Raw genomic sequence first — 19753 nt, forward strand, 5'->3', positions numbered from 1 at the left:
GAACGGTGATCAGTTGGCCCACGGCGGAGTGATCCGGGTGCCGTCGGCCAGCTCCGCCGCCAGGCCGATGGACGTGGTGACCCAGGTGAGCGCGGTCCGGTCGGTGGGGTTCTCGACGGCGAGGGTCGCGCCGGGGTTGATGATCAGGGTGTCGCCCGCGGTGACGCGGTCGGTACGGCCGTCGAGCGTGATCAGCAGCTCGCCGTCGAGCAGATGCAGGATCTCCTCCCGGTTGACGGTGTGCGCGGGTGCCTTGGTCCCCGGCGGGATCTCACCGCGCCAGGCGCACAGTTCTTTGCTGCCGGTGCGGGGAGTGGCGTACGAGACGAAGCGGGCGCCGTGGATCTCGTGGGTGACGGCGTCGGACCGTCGGATTACGGGCATGGGCGAGGTCTCCTGGAGTGAGATGGTCAAGCAGCTTGACTATATGGCTCCATAGTCAAGCTGCTTGACCAATTCGTCAACGGTGTTTCAATGCCTCCGTGCAGAACTCCGAAGCCCTCGCCCTGACCGCCGCCCTGCTCTCCGCCGCGGCAGACCTGACGCAGCGCATCAATGACGGTGTCGTCGCGCGCGGGTTCGAGGTGCGGCCCGCGCACGGGTTCGCGTTCACCCGGCTGGCTCCGGACGGGGCGACCGTCACCGACCTCGCCGGCCATCTCGGGGTCACCAAGCAGGGTGCGAGCCAGCTCGTCGACGAGCTCGTGCGCAAGGGGTACGTCGAGCGGCGGCCGCATCCCGATGACGCGCGCGCCCGGCTGGTCGTGCTGACCGAGCGGGGATGGGCCTGTACGCGGGCCGCGGAGGAGGCGGCCGCGGACGCGGTGCGGGCGTGGGGGGATGTGCTCGGTGAGGGTGAAGTGCGCGCGTTGTGCGATCGATTGATACGTATCGCGCCCTATGGTCCCCTCAGGCCCACCTGGTGACGGTTCGTCAATGGCATTACCACAGCCACTGACTATCACTGAAAGTTTTTACTGACGCGTAACTTCACAAGTGAACTACCCGCTCGTAACTTGACGAGTGAACAGCATCCTCGTGATCCGGATCACAGGGCGTAGAGCCGTCGCAACTCCCTTGAGCCGCAAGGAGATCACCCGATGCTGCCCTGGAAACGAGTGCTCAGACCCCTGTCCGCCCTGTGCCTGACCGTCACGGTCGCCCTGGTCCCCGCCGTCACCACGGCCCAGGCCGCCGACACCGCAGCGGCCTCGGACCGTGGCTGGAACGACTACTCCTGCAACCCGTCCGCCGCCCATCCCCGCCCGGTCGTCCTGGTGCACGGCACCTTCGGGAACTCCGTCGACAACTGGCTGGGCCTCGCGCCGTATCTGAAGGACCGCGGATACTGCGTCTTCTCCCTCGACTACGGCCAACTGCCCGGCGTCCGCTTCTTCCACGGCCTCGGGCCCGTCGACAAGTCGGCCGAGCAGCTGAAGTCCTTCGTCGACAAGGTGCTCACCGCGACCGGCGCCGCCGAGACCGACCTCGTCGGCCACTCGCAGGGCGGCATGATGCCCCGCTACTACGTCAAGTTCCTCGGCGGGGCCGCCAAGGTGAAGGCCCTCGTCGGTATCGCGCCCAGCAGCCACGGCACCGACCTGGGCGGCCTGACCAACCTGCTGCCGTACTTCCCCGGCGCCGAGGACCTGCTCACCACCGCCACCCCGGCGCTCGCCGACCAGATCGTCGGCTCCGCCCTCCTCGCCAGGCTCAACGAGGGCGGCGACACCGTCCCCGGCGTCAGCTACACGGTCCTCGCCACCCGGCACGACGAGGTCGTCACGCCGTACCGGAGCCAGTTCCTGAGCGGATCCGACGTGCGCAACATCCTGCTCCAGGACCTGTGCCCGGTCGACCTCGCCGAGCATGTGTCGATCGGACTGTTCGACCGGATCGCCTTCCACGAGGTGGCGAACGCCCTCGACCCGGCCCACGCCACCCCGACCACCTGCGCGTCGGCGGTCGGCTGAACGCCGCCGGGGCCTGACCGGCCTGAGCCGCCGGTCGGGCCCCGGAGTCAGGCGTCAGTGGCCGTGCCGGCCACCGGTCACCGCACGCCGCCGGACCGACGCGAACAGGGCCGCGGCCCCCAGCGCGAGGGCGGCCGCGCCGCCGACCGCGATGTACGGGGTGCTGCTGTCGCCGCCGGTCTCGGCCAGGTTCTCCGAAGCACCGGCCGCCTTCGGCTCGTTGGCGGCGACCGCCTCGGTGGTCGGCTCCGCGGACGTACTCGCGTCGTCGTCGCCGTGGCCGCGGTGCTCGACGGTCGACTTGTCGGCACCGTCCTCGATCTGCTCCTCGGAGGGGGCGGACGCCGACGGGGCCGGGGCAGGGGCCGCCGTGGAGTCGTCGGGGGTCGTGGCGTTGCTGCCGCCGAAGGCGACGTCCGAGCAGGAGTAGAACGCCTCCGGGCTGTCCGAACGCTGCCAGACCGCGTACAGCAGCTGCTTGCCGGAGCGCTCGGGCAGGCTGCCGGAGAACGTGTAGTAGCCGCCCGATGCGGCCGGGTCGGTGACCGTCGCCACCGGGTTGTCCAGATCCAGGTCGTCCCAGGCCAGCGCCTGCGCCGGGTCGTAACCGGCCTTGGTGATGTACACCTTGAAGGTGCCCTTGTGCGGGGCCGTGACACGGTACTTGAAGGTGTACGACCCACTGCTCACGCTGGTCGTCGGCCAGTCGGCGCGGGCCAGGTCGAGCCCCTTGAACGCGTCGTTGTTCGCGCTGCACAGCTTGCCGTCCGGGATCAGCGCCTGGTGCTGCCCGTTCGCGTTGCCGATGCGTATGCCGTTCCAGTCGTACAGCGCCTGGGTGCCGCCGGCCGCGACCGCCGCCTTGCACGCGTCGGACTTCGGGCTCTCGGGGCCCTCCGCGTAACACTGCGAGACCCGGCTGACCGGGTCGCCCATCGAACCGTGCGCGGACGCGGGCGCCGCGGCCAGCGCGGTCAGGGCGAGCGGGGCGATGCCGACGGCTGCGACGGCGGCCACCTTGCGGCGTGCGGGCATGACGGAACTCCTCGGAACGGTCACTGGATCGATGGGCCGGAACCCGTGGGGGGTGATCAGCAAGTTAGCCCCGGATGACCGTGAAATCGCCTGCTGGAGGCGGGGGAAGGAGATCCTTATGGTGGCTTTAAGGGAGTGCTCAGACTGGGATCAGGTAGCTAGCGTTCGCGCCATGACAGACGACGAGATCCGGCCCGCCGTGGCCACCGACGTACCGGCCGTGAAAAGCGTCACCGACGCGGCGTACCGCCCCTACATCGAGCGCATCGGGGTGGTGCCGGTGCCCATGGAGGCGGACCACGCGGCGAACGTGGCCGCGGGGAAGGTGTTCGTCACCGAAGAACCCCGGACCGGTCGCGTCATCGGCCTCGTGGTGGTCGAGACCCACCCGGACCATCTCTTCCTCGACAGCATCGCCGTCCACCCCGACGCCCATGGCAGGGGCGTGGGGCGACGGCTGCTGGAGTTCGTGGACGCACGCGCGCGTGCCTTGGGGCTGCCCGAGGTCAGGCTCTACACGAACGCGATGATGTGGGAGAACCAGAAGATCTATCCGAAGTACGGGTACGAGGTCGTCGAGCGTCGTGTGGAGGGGCAGTACGACCGCATCCACTACCGCAAACGGCTGCTCTGACGCGTCTCATGACCTCACCCGCCCGCCTCAGCCGTCGGGCCACCATGTGCGCGCGATGTCCTTTCGGACCTCGGGGCGCTCGGCGGGGCGCTCGTCGGCCTGCTCGCGGAGCCGGCGGACGTCCGTCTTCTTCAGGGGCTTCTGCACGGTGACTCGGCGCATGGCTGCCTCCTTCGGTGCCTACCTGAGTTCCGCGTTCTCACGGAGGTAGACCCTTTCGGCGAGGGTTCCTCATCGGTGCCCTCCTGTCAGTGGCGGTCATCACGGTTTTGACTGGAATTCGAGTGATCTTCGGCCGGAGCTCGATTGTCAGTGACGGCTGTCACGCTGTGGATATGAGCGATGACGAGAGTGCCCGCACCGGATCGGTGGCGGACTGGGACGCGGCGGCCGCCTCCTTCGACGACGAGCCGGACCACGGCCTGCGCGATCCCGAGGTGCGCCTGGCCTGGGCCGACCGGCTGCACGCCTGGCTGCCGCCGCGGCCGGGCGACGTCCTCGACCTCGGCTGCGGCACCGGCAGTCTGTCGCTCCTCGCAGCCGAGCAGGGGCACCGCGTCACCGGCGTCGACCTGTCCCCGGCCATGGTCGCGCTGGCGAGAGCGAAGCTCGCCGGACGTGACGCCGTGTTCCTCGTCGGTGACGCGGCGGCGCCACCGGTGGGCGAGGACCGGTTCGACGCCGTGGTCGTACGGCATGTGCTGTGGGCCCTGCCCGACCCCGGCCGCGCCCTGCGGCACTGGCGGGAGCTGCTGCGTCCCGGTGGGCGGCTCGTGCTGATCGAGGGCGTGTGGGGGACGGTCAGCCCGGTCGGTATCCCCGCCGACCGGCTCACCGACCTGCTCGGCCCGGCCGCCGGGCACGGGCGTGTGGAGCGGCTGTCGGACGAGCCGCGCCTGTGGGGGAGGGCGGTGGAGGACGAGCGGTATGCGGTGGTGGTCCGGCTGTGACGCTCAGTCGAGCAGCGCTTCGAAGCCGTCCTCGCGCGCCAGCGCCTCCAACTCGTCGAGGGCGTCCATGGCGGCAGTGGCGGCCGCGGGGTCCGACTCCGTGAGGCCACTGGCCGCGAACTCGTCCTCGTCGAGACGCCGTACGTCGGTCCCGTCGGCGGAGCGCCACAGGTCCAGGTCCAGGTCCTCTACCACCAGTTCGGCGCCGGCGCCGGAGAGCACGGCCGGGCGTGTGATGTCGCAGTACCAGCCCTTGAGCGTGCCCCGAGCGTCACGGACCTCCTTCACCGCGTACCAGCGGTCGCGCCAGTAGTACTCGGTGAAGACATCGCCGGACTCGAAGCGTACGAAGCCGAAGTCGCGGGTGGTGTCGCCCGCCCAGGGGGCGCGGACGGTGATGCGGGTGCCGTCGTCCTGGAGGAGCTCGGCCGGGTAACGGATCTTCGTGCGGCCGCCTTTGACGAGGACGACGTCCACGAGGTGGGACCGGTCGCTCGGGTTCTGTGACCGGTCAGCCGAGTTCGCGGACAAAGCGCACCTCCGTCGCGCAGATCTCGTACCCGAACCACTTGTTGATCGCGAGCATCGGCCCGTTTCCGGTGTCGTTGCCCGTGAACGCCTCGGTGAATCCGGCGGCGCGGGCGCGGTGCAGGGAGTCGTTCTTGGCGAGCTTGGCGAGGCCGCGGCCGCGGAAGGCGCGGGCGGTGCCGGTCATCACGGTGCCGTAGCGTGCGCCGCCGTCCGTGCGGGCCGCGCTGAAGGCGGCGGGGCGGCCGTCGACGAGCGCGATCGAGGTGAGCTCGGGACTGAACAGGGGGTGCCGCCAGGTTCCCTCCAGCCAGGCCTCGTAGTCCGTGAACTCGTAGTCGACGTCGCTCGGTTCGTCCGACGTCGTCTCCGCGTCCAGGGTGAACAGCGGGCGCGGATCGTCCGCGAAGTCGGCGCCCGGGCGCAGCTCGACGCCCGGCGGGAGGTCCTGGAGCGGGGGGAGGGAGCCGTCCACCAGGTCCAGGCGGAGGAAGTGGGCGGAACGGCTCGCCCGATAGCCGTGCCGCTCGGCGAAGACGCGGTTGCCGGGCTCGTCGAGGACCCAGGCGAAGACCTTGGTCGCGCCCTGCGCGGCCAGGTGTTCGTCGGCGGCGCGGACCAGCAGGGAGCCGACGCCGCGGCGGGTCCGCTCCGGGTGTACGTACAGGTTGATGTAACCCTGGCCGGGCTCCGGGCTGTCGTGGACCATGCCGACGTTGGCGGTGCCGATCACCTCGCCGTCCTCTTCGGCGACGAGGGGAACATAGTGGGCGTCGGGATGGGCGTGCGTGACGTCGTAGGCGACGGAGTCCGCGGTGAACAGGATGTACGGGAGGGCCTGGTGGCGGACGTGGGCGAAGCCCTCGGTGTCGGCCCGGACTTCGGGGCGCAGCTCGCGCACGATGACTGTCATATGGCCGCACGCTACGTGGCTGACGTGCCGGGATGCCTCTCATTTTCCGGCGCCTTCGCCGGTGGGGTTTTTGGCGGTGGGTGCGGGACAATCGGGCCGTGACCTTGAAGATCCACATCGATGACAGTGCCCCGCCGTACGAGCAGGTGCGTGCGAAGATCTCCGAGCAGGCGCGGGCGGGGGTGCTGCCCGTCGGGTATCGGTTGCCCACGGTGCGGGGGCTCGCCGAGTCGCTCGGGCTGGCCGCGAACACGGTCGCCAAGGCGTATCGGACGCTGGAGGCGGACGGGGTGATCGAGACGCGGGGCCGGAACGGGACGTTCGTGGCTGCCGCCGGCTCGGCCGCGGAGCGGGAGTTGGCGTCGGCTGCTCAGGCTTTCGTCGAGCGGGCTCGGCGGCTTGGGCTCACGGAGGCTGATGCGTTGGCGGCCGTGCGGGATGCCCTGCGGGCGGCGTACGGGGGGTAAGGCTTGGTGAAAGGTGTGGCGGTGGACTTCAAGGTGTCGGGACGTGGTCCGGTACTCGTGTCACCGTCAGGCCCGCCCTCTTCGCCACCCCCGCGAACGACACCGCGTCCTCCACGGCCGCCCCGCCCGGGTCGTTGTTGAAGTAGGCGTAGACGTCATGGTCGTCGGGCCAGGTGGACGCGATGCGGTCGGCCCAGGTGCGCAGGGACTGGCGGCCGTAGCGGGGCCACGGCTGGGCTCGGCCCTGGTGGAAGCGGACGTAGCCCCAGTCGGTGGTGCGCCACAGCGGGGTCATGGGGCGGGCCCGGATGTCGGCCCAGCACAGGGCCGCGCCACGGGATTCGAGGACCTGGCGGATCGACTCGGTCCACCAGGAGTCGTGACGGGGTTCGACCGCGACGCGGGTGCCGCGCGGGAAGCACGCGAGACAGGCGTCCAGGAGGCCGGGGTCGGCCCGCAGTGTGGGCGGGAGCTGGAGGAGGACCGGGCCGATGCGGTCGCCGAGGCCGGCCGCATGGACCATCAGGCGGTGCACCGGTTCCTGGGGGTCCCGCAGGCGCTTGATGTGGGTCAGATAGCGGCTCGCCTTGAGCGCGACCACGAAGTCCGGCGGGACCCGCTCCCGCCAGGCCTCGAAGTTCTCCCGCGTCGGCAGCCGGTAGAAGGCGTTGTTGACCTCGACCGTCGCGAAGCGTGCCGCGTACTCCTCCAGCCAGAGCCGCATGGGGCACTCCGCCGGGTACAGGACGCCCCGCCAGTCCTTGTACTGCCACCCCGACGTGCCGACGAACAGGGTCATACGTCCATCAAAGCACCGTCCGAAGCGCTGCCCTACAGGTACAGCCCCGCGTCCGCCCGCCCCCGCGGCTCCGGCAGGGACGTCGGTGACGTGCCCCGGCGCAGTGCGTACAGCTCGGCCAGGCTCGCGCCCTCGCGGTCGATGCCCTCGTCCGTGCCCAGCCAGTTCACCGCCTCCCGGTGGGTCAGCGGGCCGACCTCGATACGGGCGAGACAGCGGCCGGGGCGGACGACGGCCGGGTGGAGGCGTTCCAGGTCCTCGTTGGTGGTGACGCCGACCAGGACGTTGCGCCCCTGGCCCAGGAGGCCGTCGGTCAGGTTCAGCAGCCGCGACAGCGCCTGGCCCGCCGTGTGCTTGGCCTCGCCGCGGATCAGTTCGTCGCAGTCCTCCAGAAGCAGCAGCCGCCAGCGGCCCTTGCCCGTCGAGTCCTCCTCGCCGATCGCGATGTCCATCAGATAGCCGACGTCGCTGAAGAGCCGCTCCGGGTCCAGAACGCAGTCCACCTGGCACCAGTCCCGCCAGGAGCGGGCCAGTGTGCGCAGCGCCGACGTCTTGCCGGTGCCCGGCGGGCCGTGGAGCAGGAGGAGACGGCCCGCGATGTCCTCCGGGGTCGTCTTCATCAGCTGGTCCATCGCGTCGGCGACCGGCGCCGTGTAGTTGGGCCGCACCTCGTCCCACGTCCCCGCGGAGATCTGCCGTGTCGTGCGGTGCGGGCCGCGCCTCGGGGAGACGTACCAGAAGCCCATCGTCACGTTCTCCGGCTGCGGCTCGGGTTCGTCCGCCGCGCCGTCCGTGGCCTGATCGAGAACCTTCTCCGCCAGCTCGGCGCTGGTCGCCGTCACCGTGACATCCGCGCCCCGGTTCCAGCGGGAGATCAGCACCGTCCAGCCGTCGCCCTCCGCCAGCGTCGCGCTGCGGTCGTCGTCGCGGGCGCCGCGCAGCACACGGGCGCCCGGCGGCAGGAGCGTCGCCCCGGACCGCACGCGGTCGATGTTGGCCGCGTGCGAATACGGCTGCTCGCCCGTCGCGAAGCGGCCGAGGAACAGCGCGTCGACGACGTCGGACGGCGAGTCGCTGTCGTCGACGTTGAGCCGGATCGGCAGAGCGTCGTGTGGGTTCGCAGACATGGGCCCATGATCCGTCACGAGGGCGCCGTCTGCACCCGGTTTCCGTGGTGGGTCCGGAGTGTCGGGTGTGTCATGTTTTCGCCGGTGTTGCTTTCGTCCGTCCAGTAACAGGAACAGGCTCCCGAACGGCCGTATCCGCCGATACTGTTGCCCTTGATGGGACGTCATGGGTGGAATTCGGGGGCAGGGCGGTGGCGGCTCACCGCGCTGCTCGGCGTGGGTGCGGCCGCGCTGGCCCTGGTCGTGACCCTGCTCAACACGCTGCCGGGAAACGGCGCGAGCACCGACGGCACCTCACGCGACGGCGGCAAGGTGCACGGCACGCCGGCGCCCACAAAGGACCGGCCCGAGCCCGAGGTCGGCTGGGGCTTCACGCACACCCAGTTCAGCGCCGACGAGGGCAGCTCCGCCGCCGTCGCCCGTGCCGAGGGGCTGCTGTCCCAGGGCGGGGGCCTGCCGCAGATCCAGCACGTCATGGGCTGGGGCGCCGACAACCCCGAGCCGGTCAAGGGGCGTTACGACTTCGAGGCGATGGACCGCCGTATCGACTTCGTCCGTGAGTCCGGCGGCACCCCCGTGGTCACGCTGTGCTGCGCCCCGGACTGGATGAAGGGCGGCAAGGCGGGCGTCGACGACACCGACTGGAGCCAGGCCGCCCTGGAGACCGCGCCGCAGCCCGAGCACTTCGACGACTTCGCCGCGCTCGCCGTGACCGTCGCCGAGCGCTATCCGGACGTCCGTCACTTCATCGTCTGGAACGAGTTCAAGGGCTTCTGGAACGACGCCGAGGCCCGCTGGGACTACGAGGGCTACACCCAGCTGTACAACCTCGTCCACAAGGCGCTGAAGAAGGTCGACAAGGACATCATGGTCGGCGGCCCGTATCTGGTCATGGACAGCCTCGACCCGCGTGAGGACGACGCGTCGACGACGGTCAAGGGGCCCTGGGGTGCGATGGACCAGCGGACGCTGGACGCCTTCGACTACTGGAACAAGCACCGGGCCGGCGCGGACTTCGTCGTCGTCGACGGCTCCAGCTACACCAGGGACGACGAACTGCTGCCCGACGAGTTCGCGGCCACCGACAAGTTCACCGCCGTCGGCAAGTGGGTGCGCGAGCGGGCGCCCGGACTGCCGCTGTGGTGGGCCGAGTACTACGTCGAACCCGCCGACGGCAACGACGACCGCCACGGCTGGTCCGAGCCCCGCCGCGGCGCCGTCCAGGCCGCCGGGATGATCGCCATGGCCAAGGGCGGCGCCACCTCCGGCTTCTACTGGAACCCGGAGGAGGAGAAGGGCACGGAGTGCCCCGGGTGCTTGTGGACACCCACATCCGGAAGTCAGGGAGGCAAGAAGCTCCCCATGTATGACCTGGTCTCGCGGTTCAACGCCGAGTTCCCGCCGGGCACGCGGTACGAGACCGTGTCCGTCGCGAAGAAGGACGTACCCGACGTCCGCGTACTCGCCGACGACAAGGCCGTCCTGGTGGTCAACACCCAGGACCGGGCGATCACCGCGACGGTCGACGGCCACCGGGTCGAGTTGCAGGCGTACGAGGTGAAGTGGCTGGACCGGTGAGCCGCTTCACCCCGCACAGACCTACTTGATCGTCAGGAACCGCTGCACCAGCGAGGCCAGCAGCACCGCCAGCAGTGGCAGCGAGAACCAGAACGTGCTCTGTAGCCACCGCAGCTGCTTCACACTCGGCCGCACCGCCACCCGGACCACCTCACGCGCCGCCAGCAGCAGGATCAACGCGATCGCGGCCAGCCCTCCGACCACCGACCAGGGAGTCCACGTCACCTGCGGCCCGATCGGACCGGGATCGGCCTTCGGGACCGCGCCCTCCGGCTGTTTCCGCAACGCGTACATGGTCGCGTCCTCGTTGACGAAGACCTTCGTCAGCTCCGACCGCCGGTCCAGGTTCTGGACGAGCCTCGCATCCCAGGTCTTCGAATAGCCCATGTCCAACTGGAGGTAGACGACCTGACTCCGGTTGATCATCAGATACGAGTTCGGGCCCGCGTCCTTCAGCGCCTTGACCAGCCCCGACACCAGCACCGGGTCGGTCGGCGCGAGCGTCGGCAGATACTCGACCCGCTCCATGTCCCGCGAGCCCCAGGGCATCGCCGGTGTCACGTCGTTGACGGTGTCGCTGCTGAGCCACAGCAGACGGGCGCTCGGTTCGTCATGGGCGTACACGTAGTCCATCGCGGCGACCTCACCGGGCCGGACCCGCTCGAACGGCTCGTTGCCCCAACGGGCCACCAGGAAGCCGCCCATGAGGACCAGACCCGCCATCAGCGCGGCCAGCGGAGCCAGGCTCACCCGGTCCTTGTCCCGCTCCTTCGCGGTGACGCCGGTGCGCGGGAAGAGGGCGAGTCCGGTGAGCAGGGCCGCGCCCGGCAGCGCGAACATGAAGACGCGCAGCGCCATTTCGCCGCCGTACGACTGCATGCCGAAGCCCAGGAACGGCACGAAGGTCAGGACCAGCAGCGAACGCTCCCGGTACTTGTGGTCGCGCCGCCGCCACCAGCCCCAGCAGGCGAAGGCCAGCACACCGCCGGCGAGCAGCACGCGCGCGTACAGCACGAGTTTGTGCGTCGAGCTGCCGCCCTCGATCCGGCCGGACACCGACGAGGACACGTTGCCGCCGACGCCGCCGACCCCGCCGAACAGCTCGTCGAAGTGGCCGGACCAGTACGGCTCGGCCATGAAGCCGATCCAGGACACCACCATCACGCCGAACAGGATGGGCAGGCCGCGCAGTTCGGACTTGCCGATCAGGACCAGGACCGCCACCACGCCCAGCATCACGAACGGGGTCAGCTGGTGCGCGGGCACGCTAGCCGCGAACAGTCCGAGCAAGACCAGCAGCAGCACGGCACGCTGCCGCCGGTCCGTCGGCTCGACCTCCGCCTCGCCGGGCCGCACCTTCGTCCAGATCACCCGGGGCGCACGGAACCAGACCAGCAGGACCGCCGCGAACACCAGGTACAGCAGATAGGTGAAGCCCTGCGGTGAGAAGTAGTCCTGGCCGACCCAGCCGCTGAGCACGAACACCCAGATGCCGGTCCACTTGGCGCGCCAGCTCGCCCGCATCGAGCGCGTGAGCAGGAACAGCGGCGCCAGGTACAGCAGCTGCATGGTCAGCGGCCACCAGCGGATGATCTCGGTGAAGTCCGTGACCCCGCAGGCCTTCGCCATGAACGCGGCCGCCGCGAAGAAGCCCGGCCAGCTCCAGCGCGCGTCCAGGTCGGGTACGGCGGACCCGGTCCGGTCGATGTAGTCGAGGAAGCCCAGGTGCTGCCAGGCCGTGGCGAACCGCGGCTCCGTCTCGATCACCGCGGGCAGCGCGTGCAGCGACACGACGGTTGCCAGCAGCGTGATCAGCAGTAGGGCCCGGTGCTCGCGCTGAGGCCAGAGCAGCGACGCGAACACCACGATCAGCAGCGCGGCGCCGGTCAGGGTCGGCAGCGGCAGTACGGAGATCAGCCCGAGCCCGCCCATGCCGTCCAGGTCCGCGTCGCCGAGGCGCAGGACCGGGATCCAGTACAGGAGCAGGGCGGCGACCAGCAGACAGCCGAGGATCAGGCCGGAGCGGGTGGGCTGGAGACGCTCGCGCAGGGAGCGGGATCCGGGTGGCTCCGGGGCGTCGGGAACGTCGGCGGACGGCGCAGGAACGGCGGAAACAGGGTCGGCGGACATCTCTCCCGCCGGCACCGGAGCGGACGACACCTCCAGGCCCGGCTCCCTCTCCTCCACCGGTGACCCCGGCTCCCTCTCCTCCACCGGCAGCCCCACCACCTCCGGCCCCTTCGACTGGACCGCCCACGTCGGCCGGTGATGCTCCGGCAACACCACCACCGGCGTCCCCGTGGGCGGTGTCCCCGGCCCCGGACGCACGTCCGGACGACGTTCCTGGTGGTCGAAGTCGACGTGAATGCCGAGGGCGAGCGTGTCGGAGTCGAGCGCCCAGCCCGGCCCGCGTCGGCGCGTCCTGGCGCCGGCGGGGACCTCGCGCGCCCCCAGGTCGGCGAGGTCCCCGTCGGGCGGTGCCGCGTCCTCGGGAGCGGCGGCCGGTGCGGTCATGATGGTCCGGAACAGTTTGGGTGCGGCGATCGCCACGATCAGCGCGAGGCTGCCGACCTCCGCGACGCCGGCCCCGGTCAGCCCCATGCGGGGGAGCAGCAGCAGCGTCAGCCCGAGCACCAGGGCGCACAACACGCCCTGGAGCCAGGCGAGTCCGGCGGTCCGGCTCTGTGCGCGAAGCACCGCGAAGTACGTCTCCATGACGACCCGCAGCAGCCCGCCCACCGCGAACCAGCGCAGCAACGGCGTGGCCGCGTCCGCGTAACCCCCGCCGAAGACACCGAGGATCCACGGGGCGCCGAAGAACAGGATGACGGCGACCGGCACCATGATCCGGGCCATCCGCTTCAGCGCGGCCCGGGTGTTGGCGGCCAGCCGCCCGGGATCGTGCGAGCCCTCGACGGTCAGGGAGGCGCCCATGTTGATGGCGAGCAGATTGACCGTGCCGCCGATGGTGGCGGCGATGTAGAAGTACGCGTTGTTGGCGGAACTCACCTGCGCGGCGACGATCACCGGCACCAGATAGACCACCGCGAGCGAGAACAGCGAACCGGTGTAGTCGCCCGCCAGGAACCGCCCGATCTCCTTCAGCGTCGGCGGCTCGGCGTGCTCGTCGGTCGCCTTGACGTGCTTGGGCACCAGGCGCCGGAACACCAGCCAGCCCAGCGGCAGCACGGACACGGCGATCGCCGCGACCCACGACACGAAGACGCCGGCCATCGGGATCGCCGCGGCGATGCCGACCAGCAGCACCAGCTTGACCGCGGAGAACACGGTGTTGCCCACCGGCACCCACAGCGCGCTGCGCAGCCCGGTCAGCACGCCGTCCTGGAGGGTGAGCAGATTCCAGGCGATCACCGCGACCACGAACCCGAGCGCGGGCAGCGGCCCGTTCAGGAAGCGGTACGACGGCCCCCACATGTCCAGCGTGAGCAGGAAGACGCCCGCGGCCAGTGCCACGATCACCGAACTGCCCGCGTAGGTACGGAAGATGAGCCGCCCGGTGCTGCGTCCGGCGAGCGGTATGAAGCGGGCCAGCGCACCGGTCAGCGTCACCGCGGTCAGCCCCGCGAGGAGCTTCATGGCGGCGATCGCGGCGGAACCCTGGCCGACCGCCGACTCGGAGTAGTAGCGGGCGGCGACCAGCCAGTAGCCGAGGCCCAGCACGGCGGAGATGCCGGTGTTGAGCATCAGCGCGTAGGCGTTGCGGAACAGCTGGCTGCCGCCCCCGGACCGGCCGAGTCCGGGGAGACGCAGCCGGCGCCCCGACTGCTCGGGCGCCTGGGTCTGGGGCTGGGCCTCGGTCTTGGTGGACGTGTCAGACACGGGAACGGATGGCCTTCCGGCGGACCTGTCGGGCTCTGCGGACCAGGGCGTACCCCTTGGTGAGGGCACGGTCCCCGGCGAACGTACGGGCGATTCGGCGGCCCTCGACCAGCCGCGCGAACTCGCCGATTCCGGTGCTGCGCCGCACCGTGAGGCGGGTCAGGGCGTACGGCCCCTGCCGGCGCCGCGCGAGGCCGTTGTTGACGGCGAGCGCCTGGCCGTATCCCGTCTCGTGGACGGCCTCGCGCACCCGGCGGCTGGAGTAGCCGTACGGGTAGGCGAACGAGGCCGGTACGGAGCCGAGTTCGTCCTGGACGATCTCCTTGCACAGGATCAGCTCCTGGCGCAGCCTGTCGTCCGGGAGCTGGTCGAGCTGAGGGTGGGTGTGGCTGTGCCCGCCGATCTCGACGCCGGCGGACGCCAGGTCGCGGACCTGGTCCCAGTCGAGCATGGTGTCGAGTTCGCCGCCCGTGTTGTGCGGGCCGCGCAGCCAGCCGGTGGTGACGAACACGGTGGCCGCGAAGGAGTGCTTGGCGAGCACGGGCAGGGCGTGCCGGTGCACGCCCTCGTAGCCGTCGTCGAAGGTGACCAGGACCGGGCGGTCGGGCAGCGGTCCGCCGTAGCGCCAGCGTTCGGCCAGCTCCGCCGTGGAGACGGGGGTGAGGCCCAGGTCGGCGATCATCGCCATCTGTTCGGCGAACGCCGTGGGCGTCACCGACAGAGCACGCGTGGCCTCGCTCGGCTCGGCCGACACCGCGTGGTACATGAGTATCGGCACGCGCGCGTCAGTCATGTGCACCCCCCTCGATCTCGGCCACCGAGAACGTGGCCGCCCCCTTGCGTGACCGCACGGTCCCCACGACGTACCCACCGGCCGCCGTCAGCACCCCCGCGACGATCGCCCCCGCCCGGCCCGCACCGCCCCGCCGGGCCAGCAGGGCGTCGCGCAGCCCGCGGGCCACTCCGGCCGGCAGCACCCGTGTCGCGTACCGGCGTTCGGACTCAAGTCCCTTGTCCGCACCGACACTTCGGGCCACCAGCGCCTTGGACAGGCCCTCGGCGTACGTACGCGTGCGGAAGTACCCGAAGTGCTCACGCGCCTCGGGCACCCGATGGTGGATCACCGCACGGTCGTCGATCAGCAGGACGGCGTCCGGTCTGGCCCGGGTGAGGCGGATGCACAGCTCCGTCTCCTCGCAGCCCAGCGGGCGCTTGTCGCCGTCGCGTCCGATGCCGGTGGCGAATCCGCCGGCCGCGTCGAACGCCGTACGACGGAACGAGGCGTTGCCGCCGAGGACGTTGCGCACCCGGACCCGGCCGGCGGGCAGGCCCTTGTAGGTGCAGCCCACCACCCAGTCGAACTCCTCCGGGAACCAGGCCGGCCGGCGCCGCGACGCCCAGATCGGCATCGTGCGCCCGCCGACGGCCATCACCCGAGGGTCGGCGTACCCGTCCGCGAAGTGCCGCAGCCAGTCGCGCTCGGCCACGGCGTCGTCGTCGAGGAAGGCGATCACCTCGCCGTACGAGGCCGCGATACCGGTGTTGCGGCCGGCGGACAGGCCACGGGGGCCCGCGTTGGCGAGCACCCGCACCTCGGTGACTTCCTTGTACTCCTTGGCCAGCCGGTCCAGAAGCGCCGGATTGTGGTCGACGGCAAGGAGCGTTTCCAGCGCAGGGTGCGATTGCGCCCGGACCGAGGCGACCGCCGCGAGGATGTCCTCCCAGCGGTCCTCGGTGTAGACGCAGATCACGACGGAGATGTCGGGACCGCTCAAGACACCTCTCCCCGCGCCGAGTCGAGCATGGGGGAGTGCTGCTCACGGCGGCGCAGGGCACGCCGGTTGGAGCGCTCCTTGAGGATCACCTTGAGCACCCGCAGCCCGTCCCGCACGGCCCGCAGATTGCTGGTGCCGTGGATGCGGAGGTACTCGTGGCTGGGTATCTCCTGCACCTTCAGGCCCGCCTTGACCACCCGGATGTTGATCAGGGTCTCGATCTCGAAGCCGGTGCAGTCGAGCTCGATCTTGTCCAGGCAGTGGCGCCAGAACGCGTTGTATCCGTAGCAGAGATCGGTGTAGCGGGCGCCGAACTTGCGGTTGACCGCCGTGCACAGCGCCCAGTTGCCGAGCTTTCTGATCGGCGTCATGTCGTCCGTGCCACCGCCGTTGGCGAAGCGGGAGCCCTTGGCGAAGTCCGCGCCCGAGACGAGGGCGGAGACGTACGACACGATCTCGTTGCCGTCGGCCGAGCCGTCCGCGTCGACCATGACGATGATGTCGCCGGTGGCCGCCTCGAACCCGGTGATCAGGGCATCCCCCTTGCCCTTGCCGTGCTGCTTGACAACCTTGACGTCGGGCCACAGTCCGCGGGCCACTTCGACGGTGTCGTCCGTGGAGTTGCCGTCCACCAGGACGACTTCGTGGATCCAGTCGGGCAGCGTCTTGAAGACGTACGGGAGATTCTCCGCCTCGTTCATGGCGGGAATCACGACACTCACCGGTGGCGTGATGGCCAGGTGAGAGGAGATGGGCCGGTAGGCACCGGCGGTGGTCGGATCCTGGCCCGTGCTGGGCGGGCGCAGAACTGAACTCATGAGTCTGGTCCCTCTCGTCCGGTGGACCGCCCGCCCCCGGGCGGCCCGGCTCTTTGTCCGGTTCGAAAGGGGGGTATCTCACTTACGGCATGGCGAAATCACTCTCCGTGCACGCCGGGTGAGCTGGCAAAGCTGGCCGACTGCCACGACTGGGCATTCGGTCTCGCGGCACGACTCGGCTGATTGTGCGATCACCGAGCACGGCACCCCCCTACCGCGCCCCGCTCCGGAGCCATCGCGGTCCTCGAGCCCTCCCCTTGGACCGAACGCCGATGAACCGATGCGGGTGAGATGTACGACGGTATTGATGATTGAGCCTGTATGGCAAGACCTGGAACAAGGCCCCACGTTTTTGTTGTTGTGTCCGTTACCTAACGATAGATATAGATACCTATCGTCCCGCACGGATTTTGCCCATCCGTTTGAGCAGTTTGTCCGCTCGTTCGAACAGTTCCGGCCGGGCCACCACCGTGTTGCGCAGTGCCCGGACCGGAGCGCGACGCGCCCGGTGCCCGAGTGCCACCGGATGGCGACGTGTAACCCACCCTTCGGACACGGTGAGTTCCCGCGTCTTGAGGGAGTCCTTGTACTCCTTCTGGCCCCGGCCGAGATCCAGATAGGCGATGCCGTCGGCGGCGGCCGCCTCCACCATCCGCAGGTGCAGGACCAGGCCCGGGGAGTACTTCGAGAAGCCCGGGTCGTACGCCGGGAACCAGCACGCCAGCACCCGTTCGGTACGCAGCCCGAAGTGCGCGGCGATCGGCTTGTCGCCCGCGTACAGCACGGACAGGATCCCCGCGAACGGCCCGGAGCGCGTGTGGAACAGATGCTGCGTCAGCCGCGTGATCCACTCCTGCGAGAAGCGGTCGCTGCGCCCGGTCCTGCGGTACTGGGCCGACTTCCACTCCATGAGCGTGCGCAGGGCGGCCGGGTCGCGCTCGTCGTGGACGTAGCGCACGTCGCCCGCGTCCCGGCCGAGCTTGCGGTCCTTGGCGAGTGTGGTCCTGGTGAACTTCGGCGACCGGGCGCGCAGGTCGCTCAGATAGGTGTCGTAGCCCTGGTCGACGTCGATCACGGGTGACGGGAAACTTCCGGTGGCCTCCGCCCCGAACGGCCCCTGGCCCTCCACCAGGTGGTCGAACTCCCAGACGGAGAGCCCGCAGGCCCGCAGCAGCGCCCGGGCGTCCCAGCTGTACCCGGGCCGGTGCACCAGGCCCTGGGCGTCCGAGATGCCGAGGCCGACGGCCCGGCCGACGCCGGCGGCGGACCTCTGGTGCGGGAAGTACGCGGCGGGCTCGCCGTCCTCCCGTACGACCGCGATCCGGACCCCGCGCCGGTGCCGTCCGACCGCGAGCGTGAACTCGGGGGACAGGAACGGGTTCGCCAGCTCGGGAGATCCGTGCAGATGTGCCTTCGACTGCATGGCCGTCCAGGCCGCCCGGTCGGCCTCGCTCAGCTCGCCGGGGCGGTACACGGTGATGTCCACGTCAGTCAGTCCGCCTTCGTGCCGTACGGCCGCGCAGCCGCCGTACCAGAACCAGCAGGAGAGTGAGTGCGCTGATCGCGGTCACCGCCGCGATGCCGCCTCCGATGGACCACCGGTGCAAGGCCAGCATGGCCTGCGCGACCAGCATGTTGACGACGACCGCGCCCGCGACCGCGACCAGGATCCGGCCGAGCGGCGACAGTCCGTGCAGGGCGGCGGCGATGGCCGCGGCCGGTGCCGCGAGCAGGAAGAAGAGGGTGAGCGGGCCGCGCAGCGGTGAGCCCGAGCCGGCGAGCGCGAGGATCGCGCCGGTCCCCCCGACGGCCGTCGCCGCGCCCGCGAGCAGCGGCGTCAGGTCTCTCGCAGGACCGGGACGGGCACGCTCCGCGCTGTCCGTTGAAGAAGTCTTGATACGTATGGTCTGCATTGGCGACTTTGCCCCCCGACGCGCCGGATGCCGGGCTTCAATGTGACCCAGCCGTGTACGGGCCGTCAAGACGGGGAGGACGGTCATCCTGGCGCATGAGCCGCTTTGCACAAGTGTTCCCCGGAGGCGACGGACGCCTCCGGGGAACACCGTGTCACTTCAGGCCCGTTGCCTTCACGGGACGATCTTCAGCAGCCGGTTCGGGGAGCCGGTGCCCGGGCTGGTGACCACACCGGTGGTCGCGGCGCTGGTCAGCGCCGAGGCGACCTGTGCCGGGGTGGACGAGGTGTGGCCCGCGAGGTAGACCGCGGCAGCGCCCGCGACGTGCGGCGTCGCCATCGACGTACCGGAGATGGTGTTGGTCGCGGTGTCGCTGGTGTACCAGCCCGCCGTGATCGAGGAGCCGGGCGCGAAGATGTCCAGAATCGAGCCGTAGTTCGAGTAGCTCGCCTTTGCGTCCGTGTTGGTAGTGGCGCCCACCGTGATCGCCGAGGCGACGCGGGCGGGGGAGTACGAGGAGGCGTTGGCGGCGCTGTTGCCGGCAGCGACCGCGTAGGTCACACCGCTGGAGATGGAGTTCGCGACCGCCGTGTCCAGCGTGGTGGAGGCGCCGCCGCCGAGCGACATGTTGGCGACCGAGGGACCGGAGTGGTTGGCCGTCACCCAGTCGATGCCCGCGATCACGCCCGCCGTGGTGCCGGAGCCCGCGTCGTTGAGCACCCGCACCGCCACGATGTTCGCCTTCTTGGCGATGCCGTAGGTGGTGCCCGCGATCGTGGTGGCCACGTGGGTGCCGTGGCCGTTGCCGTCCGAGGCGGTGGTGTCGCCGTCGACCGCGTCATAGCCGTAGGTGGCACGGCCGCTGATCTGCGAGTGGGTGATCCGGACGCCGGTGTCGATGACGTATACGGTCACGCCGCTGCCCGCGGTGTCCGGGTAGGTGTAGGTACCGGACAGCGGGAGCGAGGTCTGGTCCGAGCGGTCCAGGCCCCAAGGAGCGTTGCTCTGCGTGGTGTCGGTCAGCTGGACGCGCTGGTTCTGCTCCACGGAGGCCACCGCCGGGTCGGCGGCGAGCCGCCGGGCCTCGGTCGCGGAGAGTGTGGCCGTGTAGCCGTTCAGCACCTCGCCGAACGTCTTCTTCACCGTGCCGCCGTACTCCTTGACCAGGCTCTTGCCCTCGCTCGACGCGGCCTTGAGGCCGGCGTTCTTCTTGAGCGTGACGATGTAGCTGTCCTTGATCGCGGTGGGGGAGTCGGCGGCGAGCACCTTCCCCTCGGCCGGGGCGGCCTCGGCGGGAAGTGCGGTGAGCCCGCCCAGAAGGGCGGCGGTCGCCAGGCTGGTTATCGCGGCGAACCGGAATCTCTTGCTACGCAGCTGTGCCATACGAGGGAGTCCTCCTCTTG

General features: G+C 70.4%; 20 protein-coding genes. 6 read left to right on the plus strand and 14 right to left on the minus strand.

The genetic code is table 11. The annotated features are described in order from the left end of the window. Positions 1 to 9: 9 nt before the first annotated feature. Complete coding sequence (locus KCH87_RS14055) at positions 10 to 384, minus strand: cupin domain-containing protein (RefSeq protein ID WP_210586389.1); 375 nt, start codon at positions 382 to 384, stop codon at positions 10 to 12. A 98-nt stretch (positions 385 to 482) separates the two neighbouring features. Here KCH87_RS14055 and KCH87_RS14060 point away from each other — a divergent pair, with 98 nt between their 5' ends. Next, on the plus strand, positions 483 to 926 hold the full coding sequence (locus KCH87_RS14060; RefSeq protein ID WP_210586390.1) for a MarR family winged helix-turn-helix transcriptional regulator: 444 nt from the start codon (positions 483 to 485) through the stop codon (positions 924 to 926). A gap of 174 nt (positions 927 to 1100) precedes the next feature. Continuing rightward, positions 1101 to 1973, plus strand: coding sequence for a triacylglycerol lipase (locus KCH87_RS14065; protein WP_210586391.1), 873 nt, complete (start codon positions 1101 to 1103; stop codon positions 1971 to 1973). Between the two features lie 54 nt (positions 1974 to 2027). Here the strand turns inward: KCH87_RS14065 and KCH87_RS14070 are convergent, their stop codons facing one another. Further along, positions 2028 to 3008 (minus strand): lytic polysaccharide monooxygenase, encoded by a 981-nt coding sequence (locus KCH87_RS14070; protein ID WP_210586392.1) that lies wholly within the window; start codon positions 3006 to 3008, stop codon positions 2028 to 2030. Positions 3009 to 3180: 172 nt separating this feature from the next. Here KCH87_RS14070 and KCH87_RS14075 point away from each other — a divergent pair, with 172 nt between their 5' ends. Continuing rightward, positions 3181 to 3642, plus strand: coding sequence for a GNAT family N-acetyltransferase (locus KCH87_RS14075; RefSeq protein WP_210586393.1), 462 nt, complete (start codon positions 3181 to 3183; stop codon positions 3640 to 3642). A 27-nt stretch (positions 3643 to 3669) separates the two neighbouring features. On the opposite strand, the gene KCH87_RS50070 is transcribed toward KCH87_RS14075, so the two are convergent. Next, positions 3670 to 3804, minus strand: a complete 135-nt coding sequence (locus tag KCH87_RS50070) for a hypothetical protein (protein WP_155055489.1) — start codon at positions 3802 to 3804, stop codon at positions 3670 to 3672. A gap of 173 nt (positions 3805 to 3977) precedes the next feature. On the opposite strand from KCH87_RS50070, the gene KCH87_RS14080 reads away from it, so the two are divergent. After that, complete coding sequence (locus KCH87_RS14080; RefSeq protein WP_210586394.1) at positions 3978 to 4592, plus strand: class I SAM-dependent methyltransferase; 615 nt, start codon at positions 3978 to 3980, stop codon at positions 4590 to 4592. Positions 4593 to 4595: 3 nt separating this feature from the next. On the opposite strand, the gene KCH87_RS14085 is transcribed toward KCH87_RS14080, so the two are convergent. Together KCH87_RS14085 and KCH87_RS14090 are read right to left on the minus strand one after the other, a co-directional pair. After that, entirely contained in the window at positions 4596 to 5123 is a 528-nt protein-coding gene (locus tag KCH87_RS14085) for a DUF402 domain-containing protein (protein ID WP_210586395.1), read from the minus strand. Next, complete coding sequence (locus KCH87_RS14090; RefSeq protein ID WP_210586396.1) at positions 5104 to 6033, minus strand: GNAT family N-acetyltransferase; 930 nt, start codon at positions 6031 to 6033, stop codon at positions 5104 to 5106. The genes KCH87_RS14085 and KCH87_RS14090 overlap by 20 nt, the downstream gene beginning before the upstream one ends. Positions 6034 to 6131: 98 nt before the next feature. Here KCH87_RS14090 and KCH87_RS14095 point away from each other — a divergent pair, with 98 nt between their 5' ends. Next, on the plus strand, positions 6132 to 6500 hold the full coding sequence (locus KCH87_RS14095) for a GntR family transcriptional regulator (protein WP_210586397.1): 369 nt from the start codon (positions 6132 to 6134) through the stop codon (positions 6498 to 6500). A 28-nt stretch (positions 6501 to 6528) separates the two neighbouring features. On the opposite strand, the gene KCH87_RS14100 is transcribed toward KCH87_RS14095, so the two are convergent. Together KCH87_RS14100 and KCH87_RS14105 are read right to left on the minus strand one after the other, a co-directional pair. Beyond that, positions 6529 to 7299, minus strand: a complete 771-nt coding sequence (locus KCH87_RS14100) for a DUF72 domain-containing protein (protein WP_210586398.1) — start codon at positions 7297 to 7299, stop codon at positions 6529 to 6531. 32 nt (positions 7300 to 7331) lie between these two features. Beyond that, positions 7332 to 8426 (minus strand): DUF5925 domain-containing protein, encoded by a 1095-nt coding sequence (locus tag KCH87_RS14105; RefSeq protein WP_210586399.1) that lies wholly within the window; start codon positions 8424 to 8426, stop codon positions 7332 to 7334. Positions 8427 to 8582: 156 nt separating this feature from the next. Here KCH87_RS14105 and KCH87_RS14110 point away from each other — a divergent pair, with 156 nt between their 5' ends. Beyond that, the gene (locus KCH87_RS14110) at positions 8583 to 10004 is read left to right on the plus strand and encodes a xylan 1,4-beta-xylosidase (protein WP_210586400.1); all 1422 of its coding nucleotides are present in this window, start codon (positions 8583 to 8585) and stop codon (positions 10002 to 10004) included. Between the two features lie 21 nt (positions 10005 to 10025). Here KCH87_RS14110 and KCH87_RS14115 read toward each other — a convergent pair whose 3' ends face one another. From KCH87_RS14115 to KCH87_RS14145, 7 genes are all read right to left on the minus strand, one after another. After that, positions 10026 to 13844 carry a lipopolysaccharide biosynthesis protein gene (locus tag KCH87_RS14115; RefSeq protein WP_210586401.1) on the minus strand — a complete coding sequence of 1273 codons (3819 nt, stop codon included), beginning with the start codon at positions 13842 to 13844 and terminating at the stop codon, positions 10026 to 10028. Further along, positions 13837 to 14637: a polysaccharide deacetylase family protein gene (locus KCH87_RS14120; protein WP_210586402.1), complete on the minus strand. Its 801-nt coding sequence runs from the start codon at positions 14635 to 14637 to the stop codon at positions 13837 to 13839. Before KCH87_RS14120 ends, KCH87_RS14115 begins: the two co-directional genes overlap by 8 nt. Beyond that, positions 14630 to 15619 (minus strand): glycosyltransferase family 2 protein, encoded by a 990-nt coding sequence (locus KCH87_RS14125; protein WP_210586403.1) that lies wholly within the window; start codon positions 15617 to 15619, stop codon positions 14630 to 14632. The genes KCH87_RS14120 and KCH87_RS14125 overlap by 8 nt, the downstream gene beginning before the upstream one ends. Continuing rightward, entirely contained in the window at positions 15616 to 16437 is an 822-nt protein-coding gene (locus KCH87_RS14130) for a glycosyltransferase family 2 protein (RefSeq protein WP_210586404.1), read from the minus strand. The genes KCH87_RS14125 and KCH87_RS14130 overlap by 4 nt, the downstream gene beginning before the upstream one ends. A 391-nt stretch (positions 16438 to 16828) precedes the next feature. After that, positions 16829 to 17923, minus strand: coding sequence for a GNAT family N-acetyltransferase (locus KCH87_RS14135; RefSeq protein ID WP_210586405.1), 1095 nt, complete (start codon positions 17921 to 17923; stop codon positions 16829 to 16831). A 1-nt stretch (position 17924) separates the two neighbouring features. Further along, entirely contained in the window at positions 17925 to 18350 is a 426-nt protein-coding gene (locus KCH87_RS14140) for a hypothetical protein (RefSeq protein ID WP_247196204.1), read from the minus strand. A gap of 174 nt (positions 18351 to 18524) precedes the next feature. Further along, positions 18525 to 19733, minus strand: a complete 1209-nt coding sequence (locus tag KCH87_RS14145; RefSeq protein WP_210586406.1) for a S8 family peptidase — start codon at positions 19731 to 19733, stop codon at positions 18525 to 18527. Positions 19734 to 19753 lie beyond the last annotated feature (20 nt).

The sequence above is a fragment of the Streptomyces sp. GESEQ-35 genome (assembly GCF_017948485.1).
Lineage (GTDB): Bacteria > Actinomycetota > Actinomycetes > Streptomycetales > Streptomycetaceae > Streptomyces.